This window comes from Bradyrhizobium sp. Rc3b (assembly GCF_900114915.1).
In the GTDB taxonomy this organism is placed as follows: Bacteria; Pseudomonadota; Alphaproteobacteria; order Rhizobiales; family Xanthobacteraceae; genus Bradyrhizobium.
In genome coordinates this window covers 65,807-89,479 of record NZ_FOUS01000004.1, presented here as the reverse complement: position 1 = coordinate 89,479, position 23,673 = coordinate 65,807, and the positions used below count along the sequence as shown (strand labels likewise).

20 protein-coding genes are annotated in these 23,673 nt (G+C 65.2%); 8 read left to right on the top strand and 12 right to left on the bottom strand.

Annotation, left to right across the window (positions count from 1 at the left end; translation table 11 throughout):
- The first annotated feature begins 67 nt into the window (after positions 1-67).
- From BM190_RS10455 to BM190_RS10435, 5 genes are all read left to right on the top strand, one after another.
- Entirely contained in the window at positions 68-1,864 is a 1,797-nt protein-coding gene (locus BM190_RS10455; protein WP_092254155.1) for a glucan ABC transporter ATP-binding protein/ permease, read from the top strand.
- A gap of 189 nt (positions 1,865-2,053) precedes the next feature.
- Positions 2,054-3,553: a D-alanyl-D-alanine carboxypeptidase family protein gene (locus BM190_RS10450; protein WP_092254153.1), complete on the top strand. Its 1,500-nt coding sequence runs from the start codon at positions 2,054-2,056 to the stop codon at positions 3,551-3,553.
- A gap of 188 nt (positions 3,554-3,741) precedes the next feature.
- Positions 3,742-5,427: a long-chain fatty acid--CoA ligase gene (locus BM190_RS10445; RefSeq protein WP_018321316.1), complete on the top strand. Its 1,686-nt coding sequence runs from the start codon at positions 3,742-3,744 to the stop codon at positions 5,425-5,427.
- Positions 5,428-5,442: 15 nt separating this feature from the next.
- Positions 5,443-5,997, top strand: coding sequence for a DUF924 family protein (locus BM190_RS10440; RefSeq protein WP_092254151.1), 555 nt, complete (start codon positions 5,443-5,445; stop codon positions 5,995-5,997).
- Positions 5,998-6,105: 108 nt separating this feature from the next.
- The gene (locus tag BM190_RS10435; protein ID WP_018321314.1) at positions 6,106-6,591 is read left to right on the top strand and encodes a peroxiredoxin; all 486 of its coding nucleotides are present in this window, start codon (positions 6,106-6,108) and stop codon (positions 6,589-6,591) included.
- Positions 6,592-6,749: 158 nt separating this feature from the next.
- Here BM190_RS10435 and rnhA read toward each other — a convergent pair whose 3' ends face one another.
- From rnhA to ispH, 3 genes are read right to left on the bottom strand one after another with little or no spacing between them, the layout of a single operon-like run.
- The gene (rnhA, locus tag BM190_RS10430) at positions 6,750-7,214 is read right to left on the bottom strand and encodes a ribonuclease HI (RefSeq protein ID WP_092254149.1); all 465 of its coding nucleotides are present in this window, start codon (positions 7,212-7,214) and stop codon (positions 6,750-6,752) included.
- Entirely contained in the window at positions 7,211-8,194 is a 984-nt protein-coding gene (locus BM190_RS10425) for a homoserine kinase (RefSeq protein ID WP_092254147.1), read from the bottom strand. Before BM190_RS10425 ends, rnhA begins: the two co-directional genes overlap by 4 nt.
- Positions 8,195-8,200: 6 nt before the next feature.
- Positions 8,201-9,169, bottom strand: a complete 969-nt coding sequence (gene ispH, locus BM190_RS10420) for a 4-hydroxy-3-methylbut-2-enyl diphosphate reductase (RefSeq protein WP_092254145.1) — start codon at positions 9,167-9,169, stop codon at positions 8,201-8,203.
- 243 nt (positions 9,170-9,412) lie between these two features.
- Here ispH and BM190_RS10415 point away from each other — a divergent pair, with 243 nt between their 5' ends.
- The gene (locus BM190_RS10415) at positions 9,413-10,108 is read left to right on the top strand and encodes a DUF1013 domain-containing protein (protein ID WP_026202531.1); all 696 of its coding nucleotides are present in this window, start codon (positions 9,413-9,415) and stop codon (positions 10,106-10,108) included.
- A 304-nt stretch (positions 10,109-10,412) separates the two neighbouring features.
- On the opposite strand, the gene BM190_RS10410 is transcribed toward BM190_RS10415, so the two are convergent.
- From BM190_RS10410 to BM190_RS10390, 5 genes are all read right to left on the bottom strand, one after another.
- Positions 10,413-11,159 carry an OmpW/AlkL family protein gene (locus BM190_RS10410; protein ID WP_092254143.1) on the bottom strand — a complete coding sequence of 249 codons (747 nt, stop codon included), beginning with the start codon at positions 11,157-11,159 and terminating at the stop codon, positions 10,413-10,415.
- A gap of 188 nt (positions 11,160-11,347) precedes the next feature.
- Positions 11,348-11,617 carry a hypothetical protein gene (locus BM190_RS10405; protein ID WP_092254141.1) on the bottom strand — a complete coding sequence of 90 codons (270 nt, stop codon included), beginning with the start codon at positions 11,615-11,617 and terminating at the stop codon, positions 11,348-11,350.
- A gap of 146 nt (positions 11,618-11,763) precedes the next feature.
- The gene (locus BM190_RS10400) at positions 11,764-13,674 is read right to left on the bottom strand and encodes a propionyl-CoA synthetase (protein ID WP_092254139.1); all 1,911 of its coding nucleotides are present in this window, start codon (positions 13,672-13,674) and stop codon (positions 11,764-11,766) included.
- A gap of 373 nt (positions 13,675-14,047) precedes the next feature.
- Positions 14,048-15,433 carry a tetratricopeptide repeat protein gene (locus BM190_RS10395; RefSeq protein ID WP_092254137.1) on the bottom strand — a complete coding sequence of 462 codons (1,386 nt, stop codon included), beginning with the start codon at positions 15,431-15,433 and terminating at the stop codon, positions 14,048-14,050.
- 184 nt (positions 15,434-15,617) lie between these two features.
- Positions 15,618-16,382, bottom strand: a complete 765-nt coding sequence (locus BM190_RS10390) for a tetratricopeptide repeat protein (RefSeq protein WP_092254134.1) — start codon at positions 16,380-16,382, stop codon at positions 15,618-15,620.
- 116 nt (positions 16,383-16,498) lie between these two features.
- Here BM190_RS10390 and BM190_RS10385 point away from each other — a divergent pair, with 116 nt between their 5' ends.
- Positions 16,499-18,076 (top strand): cation:proton antiporter, encoded by a 1,578-nt coding sequence (locus BM190_RS10385; protein WP_092254132.1) that lies wholly within the window; start codon positions 16,499-16,501, stop codon positions 18,074-18,076.
- Between the two features lie 83 nt (positions 18,077-18,159).
- Positions 18,160-18,930 carry a hypothetical protein gene (locus BM190_RS10380; RefSeq protein ID WP_092254130.1) on the top strand — a complete coding sequence of 257 codons (771 nt, stop codon included), beginning with the start codon at positions 18,160-18,162 and terminating at the stop codon, positions 18,928-18,930.
- A gap of 177 nt (positions 18,931-19,107) precedes the next feature.
- On the opposite strand, the gene BM190_RS10375 is transcribed toward BM190_RS10380, so the two are convergent.
- The 4 genes from BM190_RS10375 to BM190_RS10360 form a co-directional block, all read right to left on the bottom strand.
- On the bottom strand, positions 19,108-19,914 hold the full coding sequence (locus BM190_RS10375) for an SDR family NAD(P)-dependent oxidoreductase (RefSeq protein WP_092254128.1): 807 nt from the start codon (positions 19,912-19,914) through the stop codon (positions 19,108-19,110).
- Positions 19,915-20,006: 92 nt separating this feature from the next.
- Positions 20,007-20,420 (bottom strand): DUF1850 domain-containing protein, encoded by a 414-nt coding sequence (locus tag BM190_RS10370; protein ID WP_092254126.1) that lies wholly within the window; start codon positions 20,418-20,420, stop codon positions 20,007-20,009.
- A complete protein-coding gene (locus tag BM190_RS10365; RefSeq protein ID WP_092254123.1) occupies positions 20,381-22,501 on the bottom strand; it encodes a TRAP transporter permease in 2,121 nt (706 codons plus the stop codon). The genes BM190_RS10370 and BM190_RS10365 overlap by 40 nt, the downstream gene beginning before the upstream one ends.
- A 156-nt stretch (positions 22,502-22,657) precedes the next feature.
- Positions 22,658-23,605, bottom strand: coding sequence for a TAXI family TRAP transporter solute-binding subunit (locus tag BM190_RS10360; RefSeq protein ID WP_018321299.1), 948 nt, complete (start codon positions 23,603-23,605; stop codon positions 22,658-22,660).
- Between the last annotated feature and the right edge of the window lie 68 nt (positions 23,606-23,673).

Below are 23,673 nucleotides of genomic sequence, written 5' to 3'. Positions count from 1 at the left end.
GCTATATCTCCCGCGCGATCCCTGCTTAAAATACGGGCTCCGTTATCCGCTCGAGTTCGTCGCCCGCATGCCCATCCTCCGTCTCTATACCCGCGTTCTCGAGCTGCTCGGCAAGGAGGCGCGGCTGGGCTGGCTGCTTGCGGTCGCCAACCTCCTGCTGGCGGGCTCGCAGTTCGCCGAGCCCGTGCTGTTCGGGCGGATCGTCGACGTGCTGTCGGGCAAGACCGTGGCCGGGTCGAGCTCGGCCTGGCCGTTCCTGGTAGCCTGGGTCGCGTTCGGGCTGTTCACCATTCTCTGCAGCGCGCTCGTGGCCTTGCAGGCCGACCGGCTCTCGCACCGCCAGCGCCAGGCGGTGCTGACCGATTATTTCGAGCACATCCTGCAATTGCCGCTGACCTTCCACTCCGGAACCCATTCGGGCCGGCTGATGAAGGTGATGCTCAACGGCACCGACGCCTTGTGGCGGCTGTGGCTCGGCTTCTTCCGCGAGCACTTTGCCGCGATCCTCTCGGTCGTGGTGCTGCTGCCGCTGTCGCTCTACCTGAACTGGCGATTGGCGATCCTGCTGTTCGTGCTCTGCATCGTCTTCACGGCACTGACGACCTTCGTGGTGCGCAAGACCTTCGGCATGCAGATGGCGGTCGAGGAGCAATATAGCGAGCTGTCCGCGCGCGCATCCGATGCGCTCGGCAATGTCGCGCTGGTGCAGAGCTTCGTCCGCGTCGAATCCGAGGTGAAGGGACTGCGCTCCGTCGCCGACGAGCTGCTCGCCGCGCAAATGCCGGTGCTGTCGTGGTGGGCTCTCGTCACCGTCATCACGCGTGCCTCCACCACCATCACCGTGCTCGCAATCTTCACGCTCGGCATCGCGCTCCACGACCAGGGGCTGACCTCGGTCGGTGAGATCGTGATGTTCGTGAGCTTTGCGACGCTGCTGATCCAGAAGCTCGAGCAGGTGGTGAGCTTCATCAACAACGTGTTCATGGAAGCGCCCCGCCTGCGCGAGTTCTTCAATGTGCTTGACGCCGTGCCCGCGGTGCACGACCGGCCCGACGCGATCGACGCCGGCAGGCTGTCCGGTCTCGTCGAGTTCAACGACGTCACCTTTTCCTATGACGGCAAGCGGCCGGCGATCGAGGACCTCACCTTCACCGCACTGCCCGGCCAGACCATCGCGCTGGTCGGCCCGACCGGCGCCGGCAAATCCACCGCGATCGCGCTTCTGCATCGCGCCTTCGACCCGCAGTCGGGTATCATCAAGATCGACGGCATGGACGTGCGCGGCGTCACGCTGACCTCGCTGCGCCGGAATATCGGCGTCGTGTTCCAGGAGGCGCTGCTGTTCAACCGCTCGATCGAGGAGAATCTGCGGGTCGGCAAGCCGGACGCGACCGAGGCCGAGATGCGCAAGGCGGCCGAGCGGGCGCAGGCGCTCGATTTCATCGAGCGCAGCGGCGGCTTCGAGACCAATGCCGGCGAGCGCGGCCGCATGCTGTCCGGCGGCGAGCGGCAGCGGCTGTCGATCGCCCGCGCGCTGTTGAAGGACCCGCCGATCCTGATCTTGGACGAGGCTACCTCCGCGCTCGACGCCGTCACCGAGGCCAAGGTGAATGCCGCTCTCGACGAAGTGATGAAGGGCCGCACCACCTTCGTGATCGCCCACCGCCTCTCCACCATCCGCAACGCCACGCGGATCCTGGTGTTCGAGAACGGACGGGTGATCGAAAGCGGAACTTTCGATGAACTGGTGGCCAACAGCGGCCATTTCGCCGAGCTCGCCAGGGCCCAGTTCATGGTCCACGAGACCACACGGGCCAGTGTGACAGCCGCTGAGGCTGCTGCGACTGCTGCCAAATCCCCCTAGCAAGTCCCCACAGGATCGTCGAAATTCGGCCTATTTCATTGCGGAATACCCCGCTCATGCCCCTGTTCTCGACGCACCAGCCGGTATAGGTTTGCGGCGCCGCAAGCGGCGGCGCTGGATTTCAGAACCGACACTCAGATCACGAGCACCGCCCGGAACTGGCGGGTCTCCAAGGACCGGAATCGGATAGTGCACGCCCTACGCCCGCTGCTTCGCAAATCCCTGTTCAACCTGTTCGCTGCGAGCCTCGCATGTGCCGCGCTGCTGGCGCCGCGCGCGGTGAGCGCCGAAGCGCTGCTGCTGATCGAGGCCGACACTGGCAAGGTGTTGCAGGCCGAGAACGCGACCATTCCCTGGTATCCGGCCTCCGTCACCAAGATCATGACAGCCTATGTGACGTTGAGGGCGGTCAAGGACGGCCGGTTGACGCTCGACACGCTGCTCACGGTTTCGCCGACGGCGGCCTCGCAGTCGCCCTCGAAGATGGGGTTCCGTCCGGGAACGCAGCTCACCGTCGACAACGCGCTGAAGATGATGATGGTCAAGTCGGCGAACGACATGGCCGTGGTGCTCGCCGAAGGCGTCGGCGGTTCGATCGACGGTTTCTCCGCGATCATGAACGACACCGCGAAGAAGCTCGGCATGACGCAGACCAGCTACGTCAATCCGAACGGCCTGCCCGCAGACGGCCAGATCACGTCGGCGCGCGACCTCGGCATCCTCGCCCGCTCGTTCCTGCGCGACCTGCCGGAATACGAATACTTCGTGCACATCCCGGCGATCCGCTTCGGCAAGCGCACCACCGGCAATTTCAACAAGCTGATCGGCCGCTATCCCGGCGCCGACGGTTTCAAGACCGGCTTCATTTGCGCCTCCGGCTACAACCTCGTCGCCTCGGCCACGCGCAACGGCCGCCGGCTGATCGCGGTGGTGCTCGGCGCCAATTCCGGCACTGCGCGCGCGGTGAAGGCGGCGCAGTTGCTGGAGCGCGGCTTCGGCCAGGACAATCTGACGTGGCTGCGCCCCTCGCTCGGCACGGTCGATAATCTCGTGCCGGTCGATGCCTCGCCGCCGAACCTGCGCGACGAGATGTGCGGCGGCCATCGCAAGCGGCCGGCCAGCGACGACGACGATGCGCTGATTGCGGCCAATGGCGGCCCCAGCGGATCGGCCTCGGCCACCGGCGGCGAAGCCCAGGTGACCTTCTTCACCGCCGGCCTCCAGCCGCCCCTGATGAAGGCCTCCGAGCTGATGGCCTCGGCTCCGGCGGCGACCGAGCCCGTGCTGGTCTATACCGGCCCGACCCGCACCGGCACCGCCCTGATCGCGGCGGTCGCGGCCGATGCCGACCAGCAGACGGCGTCCAAGCCGCGTGGCAAGAAGTCGCGCGTGGCCAAGAAGCCTGACGCGGCCGACAAGCCGAAAGACGCGGGCAAGGACGCCGCGAAGGACACCAAGACGGCGGCCGTGAAGCCTGTTGCCAAGCCGGCTGAGGCCAAGAAAAACGATAAGAGCAACGATAAGAGCGACGCGAAGACTGCGGCTAAGCCGGCGGCGCCCAAGCATGCCGCCGCCAAGCACGATGCGGCGGCAAAACCCGCCGAGAAGCCTGCGGCAAGCAGCGATCCGAAGCCCGCCAAGCCCAAGGCCGCAACCAAGCCCGCGGCCAAGCCGGCCAACAACAGTTAACGGCGCGCCGAACCGGGCCCCCCCGCGATTCGCACCTGCGGCAGCGCGGTATCGACGATTCCAGTAGCCACTTCCTGACCTATGTCTTAAGCCTCGACGACTTGCCACCCGTTCCGGCAGGCTCGATACTGGCGGCAATGAGGCAAGCCCGAGACACAACGGGCTCTGGTAGATGAGGGGAGTTTTCCATGGAGCGCATCTGGCTCAAGCAATATCCGCCCGGCGTGCCCGCCGATATCGAGCCGACCCAATACGCATCGCTGGTCGATCTGCTGGAGGAGAGCTTCACCAAGTTCGCCGACCGCAAGGCGTTCATCTGCATGGACAAGTCCATCAGCTACCGCGACCTCGACCAGATGTCGGTCGCGCTCGGCGCCTATTTGCAGGGCCGCGGACTGCAGCGCGGCGCCCGCGTCGCCATCATGATGCCGAACGTGCTGCAATATCCGATCGCGACCGCCGCGGTGCTGCGCGCCGGCTTCGCGGTGGTCAACGTCAATCCGCTCTACACGCCGCGTGAGCTCGAGCACCAGCTCAAGGATTCCGGCGCCGAAGCCATCATCGTGCTGGAGAATTTCGCCCACACCGTCGAGCAGGTGATCGCCAAGACGCAGGTGAAGCACGTCATCGTCGGCAGCATGGGCGATCTGCTCGGCTTCAAGGGCGTGATCGTCAATCTCGTCGTCCGCCGCGTCAAGAAGATGGTACCGGCATGGTCGCTGCCGGGCTCGGTCTCTTTCAACGATGCGGTGTCGGCCGGCCGCGGCATGACCTTCAACAAGCCAAAACTCTCGCCGGGCGACGTCGCCTTCCTGCAATATACCGGCGGCACCACCGGCGTCTCCAAGGGCGCCACCCTGCTCCACCGCAACATCGTCGCCAACGTCCTGCAGAACGACGCCTGGCTCCAGCCGGCGCTCGCCGCGCCGCCGCATGTCGACCAGCTCATGATCGTCTGCGCGCTGCCGCTCTATCACATTTTCGCGCTGACGGCCTGCTACCTGCTCGCGGTGCGCGCCGGCGGCTGCAATCTCCTGATCCCCAACCCGCGCGACATCGCCGGCTTCGTCAAGGAGCTGGCGAAATACCAGGTCAACAGCTTCCCGGCCGTGAACACGCTCTACAACGGCCTGATGCACCACCCTGATTTCAAGAAGCTCGACTTCTCCAAGCTGAAGATCTCCAACGGCGGCGGCATGGCGGTGCAGCGCCCCGTGGCCGACCAATGGAAAGCGATCACCGGCTGCTTCATCGCCGAGGGTTACGGCCTGTCGGAGACTTCGCCGACGCTGACCTGCAATCCGGCAACGGCAACCGAGTTCACGGGGACGATCGGCATTCCCGTGCCGTCGACCTACATCTCGATCCGCGACGACGACGGCAACGAAGTGCCGCTCGGCCAGGCCGGCGAGATCTGTGCCAAGGGTCCGCAGGTGATGTCGGGCTACTGGAACAGGCCCGAGGAGACCGCGAAGGTGATGACCGCGGACGGCTATTTCCGTACCGGCGACATCGGCATCATGGACGAGAAGGGCTACACCAAGATCGTCGACCGCAAGAAGGACATGATCCTGGTCTCAGGCTTCAACGTCTATCCCAACGAGATCGAGGAAGTGATCGCGAGCCATCCGGGCGTGCTCGAATGCGCCGTGATCGGCATCCCCGATTCCAAGTCGGGCGAAGCGGTGAAGGCTTTCGTGGTGAAGAAGGATCAAAACCTCACTGCCGAGGCCGTGATCAAATTCTGTCACGAGCAGCTCACCGGCTACAAGGTGCCCAAGCACATCGAATTCCGCAGCGACCTGCCCAAGACCAATGTCGGCAAGATCCTGCGACGCGAACTGCGCGACGAGAAGAAAGCTCAGGCGGCGTAAGCGCGTCTGCGGTTCATGACTGTCGTCGACGATATCGCGCCATCAGGCATTCTCGCCTTCTGGCGCGAGGCCGGCCGCGAGCGCTGGTACAAGCGCAACCAGGCCTTCGACGCCGAGGTCAGGCGCCGCTTCCTTGCTTTGTGGCAGAAGGCGGTCGCCGGCGAGCTCGCGTCATGGGAGGCAAGCGATGACGGCGCACTCGCGCTGGTCATCGTGCTCGACCAATTCCCCCGCAACATGTTCCGCGGCACGCCCCAGGCCTTTGCCAGCGATGCCCAGGCGCGCGACGTCGCCCGCCGGGCGATTGATCGCGGGGTCGCTGGCAGGATCGATCCGGTCCTGCTCGAATTCCTTTATTTGCCCTTCATGCATTCCGAGCACCTGCCCGACCAGCTGCGTTGCGTCGCGCTGTTTCAGAACACCGAGAATGCCGAAAACCTGAAATACGCCCGGGAGCACGCCGACATCATTCAGCGGTTCGGCCGGTTTCCCCACCGCAACCGCCTGCTCGGCCGCGACAGCACCGAGGAAGAGCAGGCCTTTCTCGACAAGGGGGGCTTCGCCGGCTGATGACATCACGGTGAAAGGGACCCACCCTCACCGCTTCGCCCGCCGGCAATATTGTGCAGGCCCGCCGCACGGTCTAATAAGCGGGATCGATATTCAGGGAGACCGACAATGGCGATCCAGACTGGCGACAAGCTGCCCGAGGCGAAATTCCGCGTGATGACGGCGGAAGGCCCGCAAGTGAAGACCACTGACGATATCTTCAAGGGCAAGAAGGTGGCGCTGTTCGCGGTGCCCGGCGCTTATACCGGCACTTGCCACAAGATGCATCTGCCGAGCATCTTCCTCAACGCCTATGCCCTGAAGGACAAGGGCGTCGACAGCATCGCCATCGTCTCCGTCAACGACGCCTTCGTCATGAACGCCTGGAAGCGCGACACCGACCAGCGCGACGAGGCCATCTTCCTCGCTGACGGCAACGCCGATTTCACCAAGGCGATCGGCATGGAGCTGGACGCCTCCGCCAACGGCCTCGGCATCCGCTCCAAGCGCTATTCGATGCTGGTCGAGGACGGCGTGGTCAAGAAGCTCAACCTCGAGGCAATGCCCGGCAAGGTCGAGGTCTCCGGCGGCGATACGCTGCTCGGGCAGCTCTGAGCCGCGGCGAAAGTGCCGTAGGGTGGGCAAAGGCGCGTCAGCGCCGTGCCCACCTCTTTCCTCGAATTAGAAGAACCCGTGGGCACGCTTCGCTTTGCCCACCCTACGAAACCGGCGACGGCAGCGAGACCGAGCTGCACCGCCGACACATCGAGCCCCTACTCCGCCAGCCGCTGCTGCAACCGCGCCTTCACGATCCCGTCGCGCGCCAGCTGGTCCGCGCGCTCGTTCTCGGGGTGGCCGGCATGGCCCTTGACCCAGTGCCAGCGGACCTCATGCTGCTTCAGCGCGGCATCCAGGCGCTGCCATAGCTCGACATTCTTCACCGGCTTCTTGTCGGCGGTGCGCCAGCCGTTGCGCTTCCAGCCGAAGATCCAGCCGGTGATGCCCTGCCGGACATACTGGCTGTCGGTGTAGAGATCGACCGTGCACGGCTTCTTCAGCGCCTCGAGCGCGGAGATCGCCGCCATCAGCTCCATCTGGTTGTTGGTGGTGTGGCGCTCGCCGCCGTTCAGCTCTTTTTCCTTGTCGTCGAACTTCAGGATCGCGCCCCAGCCGCCCGGCCCGGGGTTTCCCGAGCAGGCGCCATCGGTATAGATCGTGACGACGGGCTTTTCGCTCACGCGACCAATCCTGACGGCATCAGCCCGTAATCGCGTACGCTCGTCACGCTCTGGTGGAAGCGCAGCTTGCGAAAATATTCCAGCGGGTCCTTCGGCTTGACCAGCGCGCCGGGCGGCACGTTGAGCCAGTCCACCAGCCGCGTCAGCAGGAAGCGGATCGCAGCACCACGCGCCAGCAGCGGCAGCGCGGCCTCCTCCGCCTCCGAAAGCTTTCGCACGCGGCCATAGGCGTTGAGGAAGGCGCGCGCCTTGGTGACGTTGAAGGAATGATCCGGCTCGAAGCACCAGGCGTTGAGGCAGATCGCGACGTCATAGGCCAGCATGTCGTTGCAGGCGAAGGTGAAGTCGATGATCCCCGAGAGCTGGTCACCGAGGAAGAAGACGTTGTCGTTGAAGAGGTCGGCGTGGATCACGCCCTCAGGCAGATTATCCGGCCAGATCCCGCTCGAGAGATGGTCGAGCTCGGTCGCCAGGAACGCGCGCAGGCCCGACTGCACCTCATCGGCACGGTTCGAGGCCGCATCGAACAGCGGCCGCCAGCCCGCGACCGACAGCGCGTTGGCGCGCCGAACCGCAAAGTTCGCGCCGGCCAGATGCATCTTCGCCAGCGCCGCACCGACGCCGGCGCAATGGGCGACGTTCGGCTTGCGCGGCCACATGCCTTCGAGAAAGGTGATGATCGCCGCGGGACGCCCGGACAGCTCGCGCAATGCCTCGCCGTCTCTTCCCTTCACCGGCAGCGGGCAGTTGATGCCGTGCTCGGCCAGATGCGTCATCAGCGCGAGGAAGAACGGCAAATCGTTCTTCGCCACGCGCTTCTCGTAGAGCGTGAGGATGAACGACCCCTGGCTGGTATGCAGCAGGAAGTTGGTGTTCTCAACGCCCTCGGCGATGCCCTTGTAGGAGAGCAATTCGCCGAGCTCGTATTGCTTCAGGAAATCCGCAAGCTCGTCGGCGGCAACGTCGGTGTAGACCGCCATAAAGGTCTACTCGGCGGCGGCTTCGGGGCGCACCTGACGCGGCAGCGGGAAGAACTCGTTCTCCTCAGCGGCCGAGACCGTCTCCACATGCAGCGTGTAGCGCTCGGCGAAGGCGTCCATGATCTCTTCGACGATCACTTCCGGCGCGGAAGCGCCCGCAGTGATGCCGAGGCTCGAAATGTTGCCGAACTTGTCCCAGTCGATGTCGGTGGCGCGCTGCGCCAGCACCGCGATCCGGCAGCCCTCGCGCTCGGCGACCTCGCGCAGGCGCTGCGAGTTCGACGAATTGGGAGCACCGACGACGATGAGCGCGTCGACCACCGGCGCCACCTTCTTCACCGCGAGCTGGCGGTTGGTGGTGGCGTAGCAGATGTCTTCCTTGTGCGGCCCGTTGATGTTCGGGAAGCGCTCCTTCAGCAGCGCCACGATCTCCGCGGTGTCGTCGATCGACAGCGTGGTCTGGGTCACGAAGGCGAGGTTGTTGGGGTCCTTCGGGGAGATCGTCTTGGCATCCTCGGCGGTCTCGATCAGGGTCACGGCGCCGGTCGGAAGCTGGCCGAGCGTGCCGACCACCTCGGGATGATGGGAGTGGCCGATCAGGAAGATCTCGCGGCCACGCTTGAAGTGGATCGCGGCCTCGCGGTGCACCTTGGTGACCAGCGGGCAGGTCGCATCCAGCGAGAACAAATTGCGGGACTGGGCATCGGCCGGAACCGATTTCGGCACGCCATGGGCCGAGAATACCACCGGCGCGGTGGTGTTTTCCGGGATTTCGGCGAGCTCCTCAACGAAGATGGCACCCTTTTTCTTCAACCCGTCGACGACATATTTGTTGTGCACAATCTCATGGCGAACATAGACGGGGGCGCCGTACTTATCGAGCGCCCGTTCCACGGTGTCGATCGCCCGGACCACCCCGGCGCAGAAGCCACGGGGAGAACAAAGCACGATCTTGAGGTCTGGTTTGGCTGACATTGAGCGATCTCGGGACCGAATCACCTCGCCAAATGGGCGGGAAGCGGTCGATGAATGGAATAGGGCTTGGGTACGAGCTTACAGGGAATTGGGCCCCCTTTCGGGCGCTGTCAAGGCACTATCTATAGCAGAACCATTGCGTGGCTACCCCCTCCGGGCTTATATAGCGCGAATTCCCAGTCATCGCTGATGACCACCGGTTTCGCCTCCAGAGGGGTGGGCGAAGCACAAAGGAGATTTGCCATGAGCAACGCACCTCTGATGCCCAAGGCGACCGCCGTCTGGCTGCTCGACAACACCGCGCTGACCTTCGATCAGGTCGCCGATTTCACCAAGATGCATCCCCTCGAGGTGCGCGCGATCGCCGACGGCGATGCTGCCCAGGGCATCAAGGGCATGGATCCCCTCTCCAACGGCCAGCTGACCCGCGAGGAGATCGAGAAGGGCGAGCGGAATCCGGATTATCGGCTCCGCCTCCAGGAGAGCAAGGTGGTGCTGCCGCCCCAGCCCAAGCGCAAGGGCCCGCGCTACACTCCGGTCTCGCGCCGCCATGAGCGTCCGAGCGCCATCCTCTGGCTGCTGCGCAACCATGCCGAGCTCAAGGACGCCCAGATCATGCGCCTGGTCGGCACCACCAAGAGCACCATCGCGAGCGTACGGGACCGCACCCACTGGAACACCTCCCAGCTGACCCCGATCGACCCCGTCACCCTCGGCCTCTGCTCGCAGATCGAGCTCGATTTCGAGGTGGCGCGCGCCGCCAAGGAGAAGCCGATCGACGCAGCCTATGGCGGCGCCACGCTGCTGCCGGCTTCCGAGACCACCAAGAAGGACGAGTTCGAGCCGGCCGAGCGATCGAGCGACGACCTCAACCTCGACGCCGTGTTCGCCAAGCTGAAGACGCTCGGCGGCAAGAAGCAGGAAGACGAGGAGGAGTAGTCCTTCTCTCGTTCATTCACCATCGAATGCAAACGCGGCGGGAAATCCCGCCGCGTTTTTGTTTGTAAGAACGGCTGAGTGAATGCGACGCATGTCGCCACACGCGAGCTGCGTTCCCTCCCCCCTTGTGGGGGAGGGTTAGGGAGAGGGGTATCCCACGGGGACACCCTCGATCAGCTCAAGAGCATCGCGCGCAAGTCTCTCGCACCTTTTCCTGGACCACCCCTCTCCCCCGCCCTCCCCCACAAGGGGGGAGGGAGTGCAGGGTCGGCTGCGGCCACAGCTTGTCTCCAAGCAACGCCCCTCAGAACTTGTACGTCACGCCCGCGCCGACCAGCCACGGATCGATATGCGCGGTGCCGGTGACCGGCAGGCCGGAGACGGTGGCGCTGTAATCCGGACGCAGCCAGAGCTTCTTGACGTCGACGTTGAGACCCCAGTGCCGGTCGATCATGTAGTCGAAGCCGAACTGCACGGCGCCGCCGAAGGCGTTGCTGACGTGCAAATTGGTGGTGGTGGCGACGATCGCGGGCGGACCGGCGATTGCGGCAGGCGTGTTGGCCGCGGAATTGTTGAAGAACACGGTGTAGTTCACGCCGGCGCCGACATACGGCTTGAACGCGCCGAACTGGTCGAAGTGATATTGCAGCGTCAGCGTCGGCGGCAGCAGCGTGGTCTTGCCGATCGGCAGGTTGGCGAGCGAGCCGGTGCCGCTGATCGAGTGCCGGGTCACGCCGAGGATCAGTTCGGCCGCAATGTTCCTGGTGAAGAAGTAGCTGATGTCGAGCTCAGGGACGACCTGGTCGCTGATCGAAAGGCCGGAATTCGGCGAGGACAGCGAGGGCACACCCACCACGTTGACGGTCGAGCCGCCGGCATCCGGCAACACGCCGAGCACGCGCAGACGCACCATCCACGGATTGAACGCCTCCACCGGCGGCGGCGCCTTCTTGTAGACCGGCAGATCGGCAGCCTGCACCGATGCAAACGTGCCCGCGAGCATCGCGCCAACCGTCGCAAGCCGCGCCAGGTTTCTTGTCGTTCTCTGCATTGCAATCCCCTTCAGCCTTCACTCGCGCGTCGTTGCGCGACATGAGCGTCAGAACAGAAAGGGGGCGCTGAAGGATTTGACTTCGATCAATTCAGCCAGAGGCCGCCCCGATTTGGCCGCGGCGTTGCAGATCTGTCACGGAAGTCACGAATGCGGGGTGCGCGGCGCGGCAGGATAATGCCGCCCCCTCAGGGCCGCTCGGGATGGTTCAACATGTATTCGCCGAGGTCGCGCTGGCGGCGATCGGCACGGGCGGTGGCGGCGTTGCGCTGCACGTCGCGATCCTTGCGGCAGGCCACGTATTCCGGCGAGCCCTGCGCATTGCCCCGGCTCAGGCAGACCGCATCGTCATCGTCGCCGCCCACCGCCACCGGCGTCTGGTAGCGCGCGGAGCAGGCGGAGAGAGCGATGGCGAGAGCTAAGGCTGCAAGCAGGCGCGGCGCGGCGGCGAGTGGCATACGAGGTCCCCTGTTGGCCGGCCCTGTTTAGCGCGGAATGAGGAGATTGTAAGTCGGCAACACCGTCATTCCGGGGCGGTCCGCAGGACCGGAATCTCGAGATCCCGGGTTCGGTCCTGCGGACCGCCCCGGGATGACGCTTCGCGTCACACCCGCCCCTTCAGCGCCTCCCCGATCTCGTCGAGCGTCTTGGGATCCTCGATCGTCGCCGGCATGGTCCAGGACTCGCCGTCGGCGATCTTCTTGATGGTGCCGCGCAGAATCTTGCCGGAGCGCGTCTTGGGCAGGCGGCCGACGGTGATGGCGAGCTTGAAGGCGGCGACCGGTCCGAGCTTGTCGCGCACCAGCGCGACGATCTCCTTCTCGATCTCGGCGGGCGCACGCTTCACGCCGGCCTTGAGCACCAGGAAGCCACACGGCACCTCGCCCTTGATCGCGTCCTTGACGCCGAGCACGGCACATTCGGCAACATCGGGATGCGAGGCCAGGATCTCCTCCATACCGCCGGTGGAGAGCCGATGGCCGGCGACGTTGATGATGTCGTCGGTGCGGCCCATGACGAAGACATAGCCGTCCTCGTCCTTGTAGCCGGCGTCGGAAGTTTTGTAATAGCCGGGGAATTCGCTGAGATAAGCCTCCCTGAAGCGCGCATCCTGATTCCACAGGGTCGGCAGGCAGCCCGGCGGCATCGGCAGCTTGATGACGATCGAGCCCATGATGTTGGGCCCGACCGGCTTTGCCGCCTCGTCGACCACGTCGACCTGGTAGCCCGGCATCGGCACCGTCGGTGAGCCGTGCTTCACCGGCAGCATGCCGAGCCCGACCGGATTGCCGGCGATGCACCAGCCGGTCTCGGTCTGCCACCAATGGTCGATCACCGGCACCTTCAGCTGCTGCTCCGCCCATTCGACCGTCGGCGGATCGGCACGCTCGCCGGCGAGGAACAGGGTGCGGAATTTCGACAGGTCGTATTGCCGGATGAACTTTCCTTCCGGATCATCTTTCCGGATCGCGCGGAACGCGGTCGGCGCGGTGAAGAACGCGACCGCCTTGTGCTCCGAGATCACGCGCCAGAACGCGCCGGCGTCGGGCGTGCCGACCGGCTTGCCCTCATACATGATGGTCGTCGCGCCGTGCAGCAGCGGGCCGTAGACGATGTAGCTGTGGCCGACCACCCAGCCGATGTCGGAGCCGCACCACCACACCTCGCCCGGCTTGACGCCATAGAGGTTGAACATCGACCATTTCACCGCGACGAGATGGCCGCCATTGTCGCGCACGACGCCCTTCGGGATGCCAGTCGTTCCCGAGGTGTAGAGGATGTAGAGCGGATCGGTCGCGGCAACAGCCGCGCATGCGGCCTTCTTGCCGTCGTTCATCGCCTTGCGGCGCAGGCTCGCCCAATCGTAGTCCCGCCCCGGGGTCAGGTCGCAAGTGAGCTGCGGACGTTGCAGCACGATGCAGGCCTTCGGCTTGCTGCCGGCAAGCCTGATCGCCTCGTCAAGCAGCGGCTTGTACTGCACGATGCGGCCGGGCTCGATGCCGCAGCTTGCGGAGAGGATGAGTTTCGGCTGCGCGTCGTCGATGCGGGTCGCAAGCTCCTTCGCGGCAAAGCCGCCGAACACCACCGAGTGCACCGCACCGATCCGCGCGCAGGCGAGCATCGCGACCACGGCCTCCGGCACCATCGGCATATAAAGGATGACGCGATCGCCCTTGGCGACGCCGAAATCCTGCATGATGGCGGCGAGCGCCTGCACCTCGTTCAGCAGTTCGGCATAGGTGAATTTGGTGACGCTGCCCGCCAGCGGGGAATCGTGGATCAGCGCGACCTGGTCGGCGCGGCCGCCTTCGACATGGCGGTCGAGCGCGTTGTAGCAGGTATTGACGACGCCCCCCGTGAACCAGCGGCCATAGGTTCCCTGCGAGGGGTCGAAGATCGATTTGGGCGGCTCGATCCAGTCGATCTCCTTCGCCGCCTCGGCCCAGAAGCCTTCGGGGTCTGCCAGCGAGCGGGCATGGACCTCGTGGTAATTGCTCTTGCCCTGGATGTTCATTCCCGCGCTCCCGTTACCTTTATCAGCCTGACCTTGAACCTTGCGGCCGGACGGTCGCCCCGCCATGACCCGGATCAAGTGCCGGCCTTGTTTGAGAGGTATTTTCCCGGGAACGGGCCGCGGTTCAAGCTGAAAAGGATGGGCCTTTTGGTGGAGACGCAATTGCTGCCGCATCGGCGCTGCGCTCCCTCTCCCGCTTGCGGGGGAGGGCTGGGGTGGGGGTGCCCCCGCGTCGGGATTGCCCGAGGCTTTAGCAGGAAGTCTCCAAGAGGAGAAAGCCCTCACCCGCCGCGCTCTTCGATCGCGGCGACCTCTCCCGCAAGCGGGAGAGGTGAGCGAGCCAGCCGCGCGACTTCGGCTTCTTCAACGCTCCTCAGCTCTCCATCGCGTTCAGCTTCTGCAACCGCTCCTGCATGACCTTCCTCAGATCATAGCCCGGCCGGCCGAAGCTGGCGTTACGGAGGCTAAGGAAATCGCGCTGGGTCTTGCGCAGCTCGCCGGCCGAGCGCTTGCCCGCCGATTTCGGCACGCGCTCGTAGGTCTCGGCGATCTGGCGGTCGAGCACGCCCAGCTGCGGATCGGCGCAGATCACCTTCTCGACCTCGCGCCTGGCCGTCGCGCATGCGAAGGACGGACCATTGCCGGACGCCGCATTCAGCGCCCGCGGCGGCTCACCGCCGAATTTCGCGATCTCCGCGATCATGCTGCGGCGGCCGTTGGCAGCATTCTCGTTACCGGGATCGAGCTTGAGCGCCGTCTCGTAATCGGCCAGCGCCTTCGTGCGCTCGCCCATCTTCTTGTAGAGCACGGCGCGGTTGTTGTAGGTCTGCGCGAAATTCGGATCGAGCTTCAGCGCAGCGTCGTAGTCGCTGAGCGCCGCTCCCAACTCACCCTTGAACTGATAGGAATCGCCACGGTTGGTGAAGAAGTTCGGCCGGGGCGCCAGGCGCAGCGCCTGGTCGTAATCGGCGATCGCCTTGTCGTACTCTTTCATGGCGGCATAGGTGAGCCCGCGATTGTCAAAATATTCGGGCACCTTCGGATCGAGCCTGATCGCCTCGCCGTCGTCGGCCACTGCCTTGTCGAGCTGGCCGAGCTTCTTGTATGCCGCGCCGCGGTTGGTGTAGGTGCGCGGACGGTTGAGATCGAGCCGCAGCGCCTCGCTGAGATCCTTGATCGCCTTCTCGTTGTCGCCGCCGAGATAGTAGTTCACGCCGCGGTCGGACCATGCCTGTGCATCATCCGGCTTCAGCTTGATCGCCTGGTCGTAATCGGCGAGCGCACGGTCAAGCCTGCGCTGGGTGGTGTATACGACACCGCGCAGCTCGTAAGCCTCCGCATCCTGCGGATCGAGCTCGATCGCCTTGCTCAGATCCGCCGCCGCGCGGTTGAGATCGCCGCCGGCCTCGCGCAAGAGGTCGCCGCGCAGGCGCCAGGCCCTTGCATTCTTGCCGTCGATTGCGATGGCGCGGTCGATGTCCCGCAGGGCTTGGGTGAGGCCGCCCGAAGTCCGCGCATTGGCGTCGGCACGAACCAGCAGCGCCGCGGCGCGGTCGGACGCGGGGCTTGCGCTCTGGTCGATGATGACGGTGCAGGCCGGGATCAGCTCCGCGGGAGCAGCCTTGCTGCCCATCACGCAATCGGTGCCCGCCGAGGCAGGGGCTGCAAGGACGAGGCTCATCGCCGCCCCGAGAAGAAGGGCGCGAAGCGAGGTTTTGGCAAGCGAAGGCGCTTGCGCGGAAGAATGCGTGCCGCACATGGCATAGGGCTCCGTGGCGTCGGGTTCTCACCGTTGTCGCGGCAGAAAGAGGGTGGGTTCAAATCGGGCCTGTCAGGGACGCACGGGCCCGTGTACTCCCTCGCCCCGTTCTTACGGGAGAGGGCGGGGTGAGGGTGACGCAAATTCCGGCCTCTCCCCGCACGCGGGGAGAGGCGAAGAATCGTCAATGCCCGTCCACGCCATTCAGTCGCTGCAGTCGCTCCTGCATCGCCTTCTTCAGATCGTATCCTGGCCGGCCGTACCCTGCATTGCGGCGGGCGATAAACTCGTCCTGCTCGCGCTGGAGGTTCTTTGCTTCCGCCGGATTGCGCGCCTCCCGGATCACCCGGGCATTGGAGGCAAAGATCTCGCGGTCGAGATCGGCGAGCTCGCGGTTGCCGCAGATCGCCTTCTCCACGGCACGGGCCGCACGCCTGCAATTGAAGCTGGGCTTGCCGGCGACCGCCATCTGCGCGCCGATCCGCTCCAGCTCGCGCGCCATCGCCTTGTGATTGGCCTTGGCCTTCTCGTGGTTCGGGTCGAGCTTCAGCGCCGCGCCGAAATCCTGCACCGCCTTGGGCTTGTCGCCCCTCTTCAGCCAGAGCTCGCCGCGCGCATTCCAGATGTCCGCGAGCCCGGGGTCGAGCAAAAGGGCGCGGCTGTCGTCGGCGATGGCGCGGTCGACCTGATCGTGCCGCGCATAGAGCGCCGCGCGCGCGATCAGTGCCTTGATCAGATCGCCCTTCGCCGTCTTCTCATTGTCGATCACGGCGGCACAGGCCGTGACGGCCTTGTCCATGTCGTCCGCCGCGGTCGCCGCGAGGCATGAGGCGACATCGACCTGTATCACCGCAGCCGGCTCACCGCCGGTCGCAGCCCGGGCGGCATTGAGCGACAGCGCGCAAAACAATACGGCACCTGACGATTGAATGAGTTTTCGAAAACGCATGCTCGTTGCTGTCGGACGTCTGCTTTCGGTCTTGCCTTGAGCCTTGCCTTAAGTCTTGCCTTAAGTCTTGCCTCGCGGCCGTACTATCCGTCATACGGCCGGATTGGTGCTAGCTTGTGGCGCCGCTCAAACCGGCTTCGGGGATCATCGTGTCGACATTCGAATGGATCATCGCGCTTCTGCTCGGCGCCGTTGCCTTATCGGCGCTGGCACGGCGGATCAAGGTCCCCTACCCGACCTTTCTCGCCATCGGCGGCGCGCTGATCGCCTTCGTGCCGTCCAGCCCGTCCTGGACACTGGAGCCGGACCTGGCCTTGGCGCTTTTTGTCGCACCGGTGCTGCTCGATGCCGCCTTCGACACCTCGCTGCGCGATCTGCGCAACAATTGGGTTCCGGTCTCGACCCTGGTCGTCGCCGCGGTCGGCCTGACCACGGCCGGCGTCGCCTTCGTCGCGCACCGGCTGATGCCCGATATGCCGTGGGCCGCCGCGGTCGCGCTCGGCGCCATCGTGGCACCGCCCGATGCGGCCGCTGCGGTCGCGATCCTGAGCCAGGTCAAGCTGCCCCACCGCATGGTGAAAGTCCTGGAGGGCGAAAGCCTGCTCAACGACGCGAGTGCGCTTCTGATCTACCGCATCGCGGTCGGTGCCATCGCCACCGAGCATCTGACATGGAGCCAGGTCGCGCCGACGATGGCGCTGGCACTGGTCGGCAGCGTCGTCGCCGGCCTGCTCGCGGGCTACATCATCCCGCTGCTCCTGGAGCGGGTCAAGGAAGCACCGAGCGCGATCATCGTGCAGTTCGCCACAACCTTCATGGTCTGGATCGCCGCGGAGCATCTCGGCCTGTCCGGCATTCTCACCATCGTCGTCTACGCCATCACCATGGCGCGTACGGCGGGGGCGCGCATGCCGGCACGTTTGCGGGTGCCGTCTTATGCGGTGTGGGAAACCATGGTGTTCGTGCTCAACGTGCTCGCCTTCATGCTGATCGGCATGCAGATGCGGCCGATCTGGACGCGGCTCGATGCGGACGTGCGCTGGGAATATTGCGTGGCCGCGGCCTGGATCCTGCTGACGGTGATCCTGGTGCGCCTCGCCTGGGTGACGTTCTATCGCACGACCTTGCGTGTGCTGGTCGCGCAGGGGATCTATCATCCGAACGACCCCAGGGCCGTCGCCTCGCCCAAAGGCGGCCTCATCATCTCCTGGTGCGGCATGCGCGGCCTCGTCACGCTTGCCACAGCTTTCGCCTTGCCGGAGAACTTCCCGTATCGCGACTTCATCGTCTTCATCGCCTTTGCGGTGGTGCTGGGATCGCTGGTGATCCAGGGCCTGACGCTGCGGCCGCTGATCCTGGCGTTCGGCCTCAGGGACGACGATCCCGTCGGCACCGAGGTCGCGCGCGCTCGCGCCGTCGCCTATCGCGCCGCGCTCGATGCGATCGAGAGCGATCCCTCGGAGGAGGCGGAGATCCTGCGGCTCGAATATCGCGCCATCCTGATGCAGGCCGGGAGCGATCCCAACGGCGGCATCGCCAATGGCGAGCTGCCCGCCGATCCCCTGCGCCGCCGCGCCATCGCGGCCGCGCGCAAATCGATCTTCGACCTCCGCGCCACCGAAGTGATCGGCGACGATGCCTTCCACCGGCTCGAAGAGGAGCTCGATCGCGCAGAATTGAGCGCGGGGGGATGATTCTCTCGGCTGTCGTCCCGGGCTCGCGCCCCGGGACGACAGCGGGGTTTGAACCAAACCCCACCTTCCCAGACTCATTCCTGATGACGACTCTGACCGACGACCGTCGTGTACGCGCGCGAGATGCGTCGCCTGCGCGATATTTTTATCTGCATATGGCCCTGGCCTGCGCGGCCACCGCATTTCTCGGCTTCGCACCGACCTATTGGGTTCCGCTCGCCAACCGGACGCTGTCCGCAAGCCCCGTCATTCACTTTCACGGACTGTTGTTCTTCACCTGGTCTGTCTATTTCGTGCTTCAGACCTGGCTCGCGGCCTCGGGGCGCGTGGTCAATCACCGTTCACTCGGCATCGCCGGCGTGTCGCTCGCCACCGCGATGACGATCTTCGGCTTCCTCGCCTCCGTGCACGTGATGCAGCACTCCGCCGCGCTCGGGCAGAAAGAGGCCGGCATCGGCTTCTCGATCGTGCCGATGAGCGGGATTGCGTTCTTCGCCATCGTGTTCGTGCTGGGGATCGTGAACACGCGCAGGCCCGAGATTCACAAGCGCCTGATGCTGCTCGCCGCGGTCTCGATCCTCGATGCCGCGATCGCGCGCTGGTTCCTGACGTTCCTGGCGCCTCCGGGACCGCCCGGCCCGCCGCCGGTGCCGGTGACGATCGCGCCGGCCGTCGTCGCATCGCTTCTGCTCGTCGTCGCCATGGTGCGCGACTGGCGCAGCGAAGGCCGCGTGCATCCGGTCTACATCTACGGCACACTGGCCCTGCTGGCGGTGAAGGTCCTGAACTGGCCGATCAGCGAGAGCGCCGCGTGGCATTCGTTCGCCGGCGGAATTCTGGCACTGGCGCAGTAGGCGCTTTAGCCGCAACATCCATGTAACCCCGTCACCCTGAGGTGGCCGCTTCTTCAGCGGCCCTCGAAGGGCGACGGCCCGGCTGCAGCGGGGCCGCTCATCCTTCGAGGCTCCCGGCGCGATGCTTTTGCATCGCGCCACTCGCACCTCAGGATGACGGGGCTAGCCGGAATAAAATCACGCCCCCGCCTTGCACGTGATCCCGCCATCGACCACGAGCTCGATCCCCGTCACATATTTCGACTCGTCGGACGCCAGGAACAGCGCGGCGTTGGCGACGTCGAAGGCATCGCCCATGTGACCCATCGGCACCTGCGCATCGCGCGCGCGCCACATCGCCTCGACATCGCCCTTGGCGTAGCTGGCGGCAAGGCCGGCAGAGTGTTCGACCATCGGCGTCTTCATCAGGCCGGGCAGGATCGCGTTGACGCGGACATGCTGGCGCGCGAACTCGATCGCGGTGGTGCGCGTCATCTGGTTCATCGCCGCCTTCGAGGTGCCGTAGGTGACGTAGGAGATGCCCATGTGGCGGATCGAGGCGATCGAGGAGATGTTGATGATGGAGCCGCCGCCCTGCTTCACCATGACAGGGATGACATGCTTCATGGCGAAATAGGCGCTCTTGAGGTTGACGCTGAAGACGCGGTCCCAGCTCTCCTCGGTCACCTCGACCACGCTGCCCATCTCGGCGATGCCGACATTGTTGTCGAGCACGTCGATGCGGCTATAGGCCTTCAGGCACGCCGCCACCATCGCCTCGATCTCGGCAGACCGGGACACGTCGGCCGTGAACGCCGTCGCCTTGCCGCCTTCGCCGGTGATGATCTTCGCGGTCTCCTCCGCGGCAGCACCGTTGCGGTCGACGCAGAACACCTGCGCGCCCTCGCGCGCAAAGGTCACGGCGGTCGCCTTGCCGTTGCCCCAGCCGGGTCCGATCGAGCCGGCGCCCACCACCATCGCAACCTTGCCCTTGAGCCGATCCATCGTGTGTCTCCTTGTTGTTCTTGTTGTAGCCCGGATGGAGCGTAAGCGAAATCCGGGGCCACTGTCCCGGATTGCGCTGCGCTCCATCCGGGCTACGGATCGTTGCAAATCTTCATCGTGGTGACGTTAGCACCAATGGGATGCCCGACAATCTCCGACAGCGTCTGGCATTGCCCATCATGGCACAGCCGCCATTCGCCGGCCGCGCCCGAATTGCCGAGCACGACTTCCTGCATCGGTGCCTGCGCGGGCTGCCACTGAAACCAGCCGTCGACCAGCCGCGCCTCGGGCGGTGGCTCCATGCCGGGGCCGGTGCCCTTGACGCGGGCCTGCACCAGTTCGAGACCGGCGGGGGTGACGCGCCAATCCTCCTGCCAGTCGACTTTCGCGATCGAATGCGTCCATGCAAGCGTGAAGGCGGACAGCGCCAGCGCCTTCACGCCGAAAGCCGTTGCGAAGCAGAGGCTCACGCCGCCTCGACCGTCACAGGCGGGCGCTGCCGCCATTGCCACAGCACGACCCCCGCGGCGAGCACGAAGCCGGCGGTGTCGCTGAACGCGAATTCGCCGAGCAGGCAGAATGCAGCGCCGAGTGCGACCAGGCGCTCGATCAACGTCAGCCGCGTGAACAGGAAGCCGATCGCCACCATGCCGAACAGGCCGATCGCCACCAATGCCTTCAGGCTCGCTAGCGCCACCGCGCCGTAGAAGCCGAGCTTCGCCGCCATGGGGTCGCCGGCCTGGAGCATCAGGGCTGGCGAGTAGACGAAGATGAACGGAATGACATAGCCGGCGAGCGCGATGCGCATCGCCTCCCAGCCGATCTTGTCCGGGTTCTCCTTGGCGATCGGCGCCGCCGCGAGCGCGGCGAGCGCCACCGGCGGCGAGAGGTCGGCCATGATGCCGTAATAGAACGCGAACATGTGGCTCGCGATCAAGGGCACCCCCAGCTTGGCCAGCGCCGGCGCGGCGAGCGCGGCGGTGATGATGTAGGTCGGGATGGTCGGGATGCCGGTGCCGAGCAGGATCGACAGCAGCATGGTCATGATCAGCGCCAGGAACAGGCTCTTCTCGCCGAGACCGATCACCCAGCCGCCGAAGATGGTGCCGACGCCGGTCTGCGACATCATGCCGATGATGACGCCGACGATGGCGCAGGCCATGCCGACGGTGATCGCGGATTTGGCGCTCTCGGCCAGCGCATCGCGGCAGGCGCGCAACGCCGCAAAGCCGCCGCGCACGAAGGCGGTGATCACGATCAATCCGACCACGACGCTGGCGACCGGCACGATCTTGAGGCCGTCACGCGAGAGCGCGGCGACGACGAGCGCAAGGCCGATCCAGAAGATGGTGCGGATCACATTCGAGGAGGCGCCGGTGGTGATGGCGGTGCCGAGGATCAACGCCACCGTCAGCGCGAGGCCCATGCTGCCGGCATAGAGCGGCGTAAAACCCTCGAACAGCATGTAGACGAGCGCGGCGAGCGGCAGCACGAGGTACCAGCGCGTCACCAGCGCCCTCCAGGCGCTCGGGATCTCCGAGCGCTTCATGCCGACGAGGCCGTGCTTGCCGGCCTCCAGATGCACCATCCAGAACGCGGAAGCGAAATAGAGGATCGCGGGAATCGCGGCCGCCTTGACGATCTCGGAGTATTGCACGCCGAGCGTCTCGGCCATGATGAAGGCGACCGCGCCCATCACCGGCGGCATGATCTGCCCGCCCATCGAGGCCGTGGCCTCGACGCCGGCGGCGAAGGCGCGGCGATAGCCGAACCGGATCATCAAGGGAATCGTGAACTGGCCGACGGTCACGACATTGGCGACGCCCGAGCCGGAGATCGTACCCATCATGCCCGAGGCGAACACCGCGACTTTCGCAGGTCCCCCGCGGGTGCGGCCGAACAGGCCGAGCGAGACGTCGGTGAACAGCTGGATCATGCCGGCGCGCTCCAGGAACGAACCGAACAATATGAACAGGAAGATGTAGGTCGCCGACACGTAGATCGGCACGCCGTAGAAGCCTTCGGTGCCGAACGACAGATGCGTGATGATCTGGTCGAAGTCGTAGCCGCGATGATTGAGCGGCGACGGCAGGTACTGGCCGAAGAACCAGTAGACGAGGCACGCGCCGCACATCAACGGCAGCGCCGCGCCCATCAGGCGCCGCGTGCCCTCGAAGATCAGCACCGCCAGCACCGTGCCGACCACGAGATCAAGCCGCGTCGGGTCGCCGTCGCGCGCGATCAAATCGGCGTAGAAGATCCACTGGTAGAGCCCGCACAGGAAGCCGGCGCCGCCGATCACCCAGCCGAGCGCGCGGCCGGCGTTGCTCTTCGCGGTGAAATTGGCGATCAGGCCGAAGGTGAGCAGGACGAGGAAGCCGACATGGACGCCGCGCACCACCTGGCTCGGCAGATAGTTGAAGGCGGCGACATAGAGCTGGAAGGTGGCGAAAGCGATGCCGATCCAGTAGGCGAGTTGTCCCCACCAGCGAGGGCCGAAACCTTCCGGGAAACCGTGCTCGAAATTGTCGAACTCAACCTTGACCTTGTCGGGCTCCGGCGCCGTGCCCTCTGCCTTTTCCAGCATCTTATTCGTCCTCAGCCCTGTGGCTTATAACATCGAGGCATTGCTCACCACACCGTCATGGCCGGGCTTGTCCCGGCCATCCACGTCTTACGGTGTCTCCAAGAACGTGGATGCCCGGGACAAGCCCGGGCATGACGTTCGCGGATAGAGCGCGTCTTACTTGATCAGCCCTTTTTCCTTGTAATAGCGGATCGCGCCGGGGTGCAGCGGAACCGGGCTGCCGCTGGCCGCGGTCTCGAGCTTGATCTCCTTGCCGGCCGCGTGCGCATTCTGCAGTTCCGGCAGCGATTCGAAGACCAGCTTGGTCATCTGATAGGCGAGATCGTCCGATACGGCGGAGCTCGTGACGAGATAGTTGATCACGGCCGCCGTCGGCACGTCCTTGTCCTGGCCGGTATAAGTGTTGGCCGGAATGATCGCGGAGACGAAGGGCGGGCCGATCTTGTCGACGGTCTCCTTCGGCACCGAAACCACCGTGATCGGGCTCGAGGTCGACAGATCCTTCAGCGAGGCGACGCCGAGGCCGGCCGATTGCAGCGTGGCGTTGAGCTGGCGGTTCTTCATGAGGTCGACGGATTCGGCGAACGGCAGATATTCGACCTTGCCGAGATCCTTGTAGCTCATGCCGGCGGCGGCCAGGATCGCACGCGAATTCAGCTCGGTGCCCGACTTAGGCGCACCGACAGAGAGGCTCTTGCCCTTGAGGTCGGCCAGCGTCTTGATGCCGGACTCGGTGGTCGCGACGATCTGGATGTAGTTCGGATAGATCGCGCCGATGGTCCTGAGCTTGTCGAGCTTGGTCTTGAAGCCCGCCTCTTCCTCGCCGTCCCAGGCGGCCTTGAGCGAATCGCCGAGCGTGAACGCCAGCTCGCCGCGGCCCTGCTGCAGCAGGATCAAATTCTCGACCGACGCCTTGGTGGCCTGCACCTGCGTCTTCACGTTCGGAATCTTGTCGCCGTAGATCTTCCCGATCGCGACCCCGAGCGGATAATAGACGCCGGAGGTGCCGCCGGTCAGCACGTTGATGAAGGATTGCGCCTGCGCGCAAGGTGCCGACGCCGCCAGAGCAAGAGCCGCGGCCGCGCCGAAAATGGTCCGTTTCATGGTTGTTGTTCTCCCCAAACCGGCGGCGAAATTGGCCGGATGAGGGATGCGGGTCAACCCATCCAAAA

Excerpts from the sequence above, each read along its gene's own strand:
- ispH (WP_092254145.1), bottom strand. The coding sequence starts at position 9,169 with ATGTCAGCCAAACCAGACCTCAAGATCGTGCTTTGTTCTCCCCGTGGC.
- BM190_RS10440 (WP_092254151.1), top strand. The coding sequence starts at position 5,443 with ATGACTGTCGTCGACGATATCGCGCCATCAGGCATTCTCGCCTTCTGG.
- BM190_RS10425 (WP_092254147.1), bottom strand. The coding sequence starts at position 8,194 with ATGGCGGTCTACACCGACGTTGCCGCCGACGAGCTTGCGGATTTCCTG.
- BM190_RS10405 (WP_092254141.1), bottom strand. The coding sequence starts at position 11,617 with ATGCCACTCGCCGCCGCGCCGCGCCTGCTTGCAGCCTTAGCTCTCGCC.
- BM190_RS10435 (WP_018321314.1), top strand. The coding sequence starts at position 6,106 with ATGGCGATCCAGACTGGCGACAAGCTGCCCGAGGCGAAATTCCGCGTG.
- BM190_RS10365 (WP_092254123.1), bottom strand. The coding sequence starts at position 22,501 with ATGCTGGAAAAGGCAGAGGGCACGGCGCCGGAGCCCGACAAGGTCAAG.
- BM190_RS10400 (WP_092254139.1), bottom strand. The coding sequence starts at position 13,674 with ATGAACATCCAGGGCAAGAGCAATTACCACGAGGTCCATGCCCGCTCG.
- BM190_RS10415 (WP_026202531.1), top strand. The coding sequence starts at position 9,413 with ATGAGCAACGCACCTCTGATGCCCAAGGCGACCGCCGTCTGGCTGCTC.
- BM190_RS10360 (WP_018321299.1), bottom strand. The coding sequence starts at position 23,605 with ATGAAACGGACCATTTTCGGCGCGGCCGCGGCTCTTGCTCTGGCGGCG.
- BM190_RS10410 (WP_092254143.1), bottom strand. The coding sequence starts at position 11,159 with ATGCAGAGAACGACAAGAAACCTGGCGCGGCTTGCGACGGTTGGCGCG.
- BM190_RS10390 (WP_092254134.1), bottom strand. The coding sequence starts at position 16,382 with ATGCGTTTTCGAAAACTCATTCAATCGTCAGGTGCCGTATTGTTTTGC.
- BM190_RS10370 (WP_092254126.1), bottom strand. The coding sequence starts at position 20,420 with ATGGCGGCAGCGCCCGCCTGTGACGGTCGAGGCGGCGTGAGCCTCTGC.
- BM190_RS10380 (WP_092254130.1), top strand. The coding sequence starts at position 18,160 with ATGACGACTCTGACCGACGACCGTCGTGTACGCGCGCGAGATGCGTCG.
- BM190_RS10455 (WP_092254155.1), top strand. The coding sequence starts at position 68 with ATGCCCATCCTCCGTCTCTATACCCGCGTTCTCGAGCTGCTCGGCAAG.
- BM190_RS10375 (WP_092254128.1), bottom strand. The coding sequence starts at position 19,914 with ATGGATCGGCTCAAGGGCAAGGTTGCGATGGTGGTGGGCGCCGGCTCG.
- BM190_RS10445 (WP_018321316.1), top strand. The coding sequence starts at position 3,742 with ATGGAGCGCATCTGGCTCAAGCAATATCCGCCCGGCGTGCCCGCCGAT.
- BM190_RS10395 (WP_092254137.1), bottom strand. The coding sequence starts at position 15,433 with ATGTGCGGCACGCATTCTTCCGCGCAAGCGCCTTCGCTTGCCAAAACC.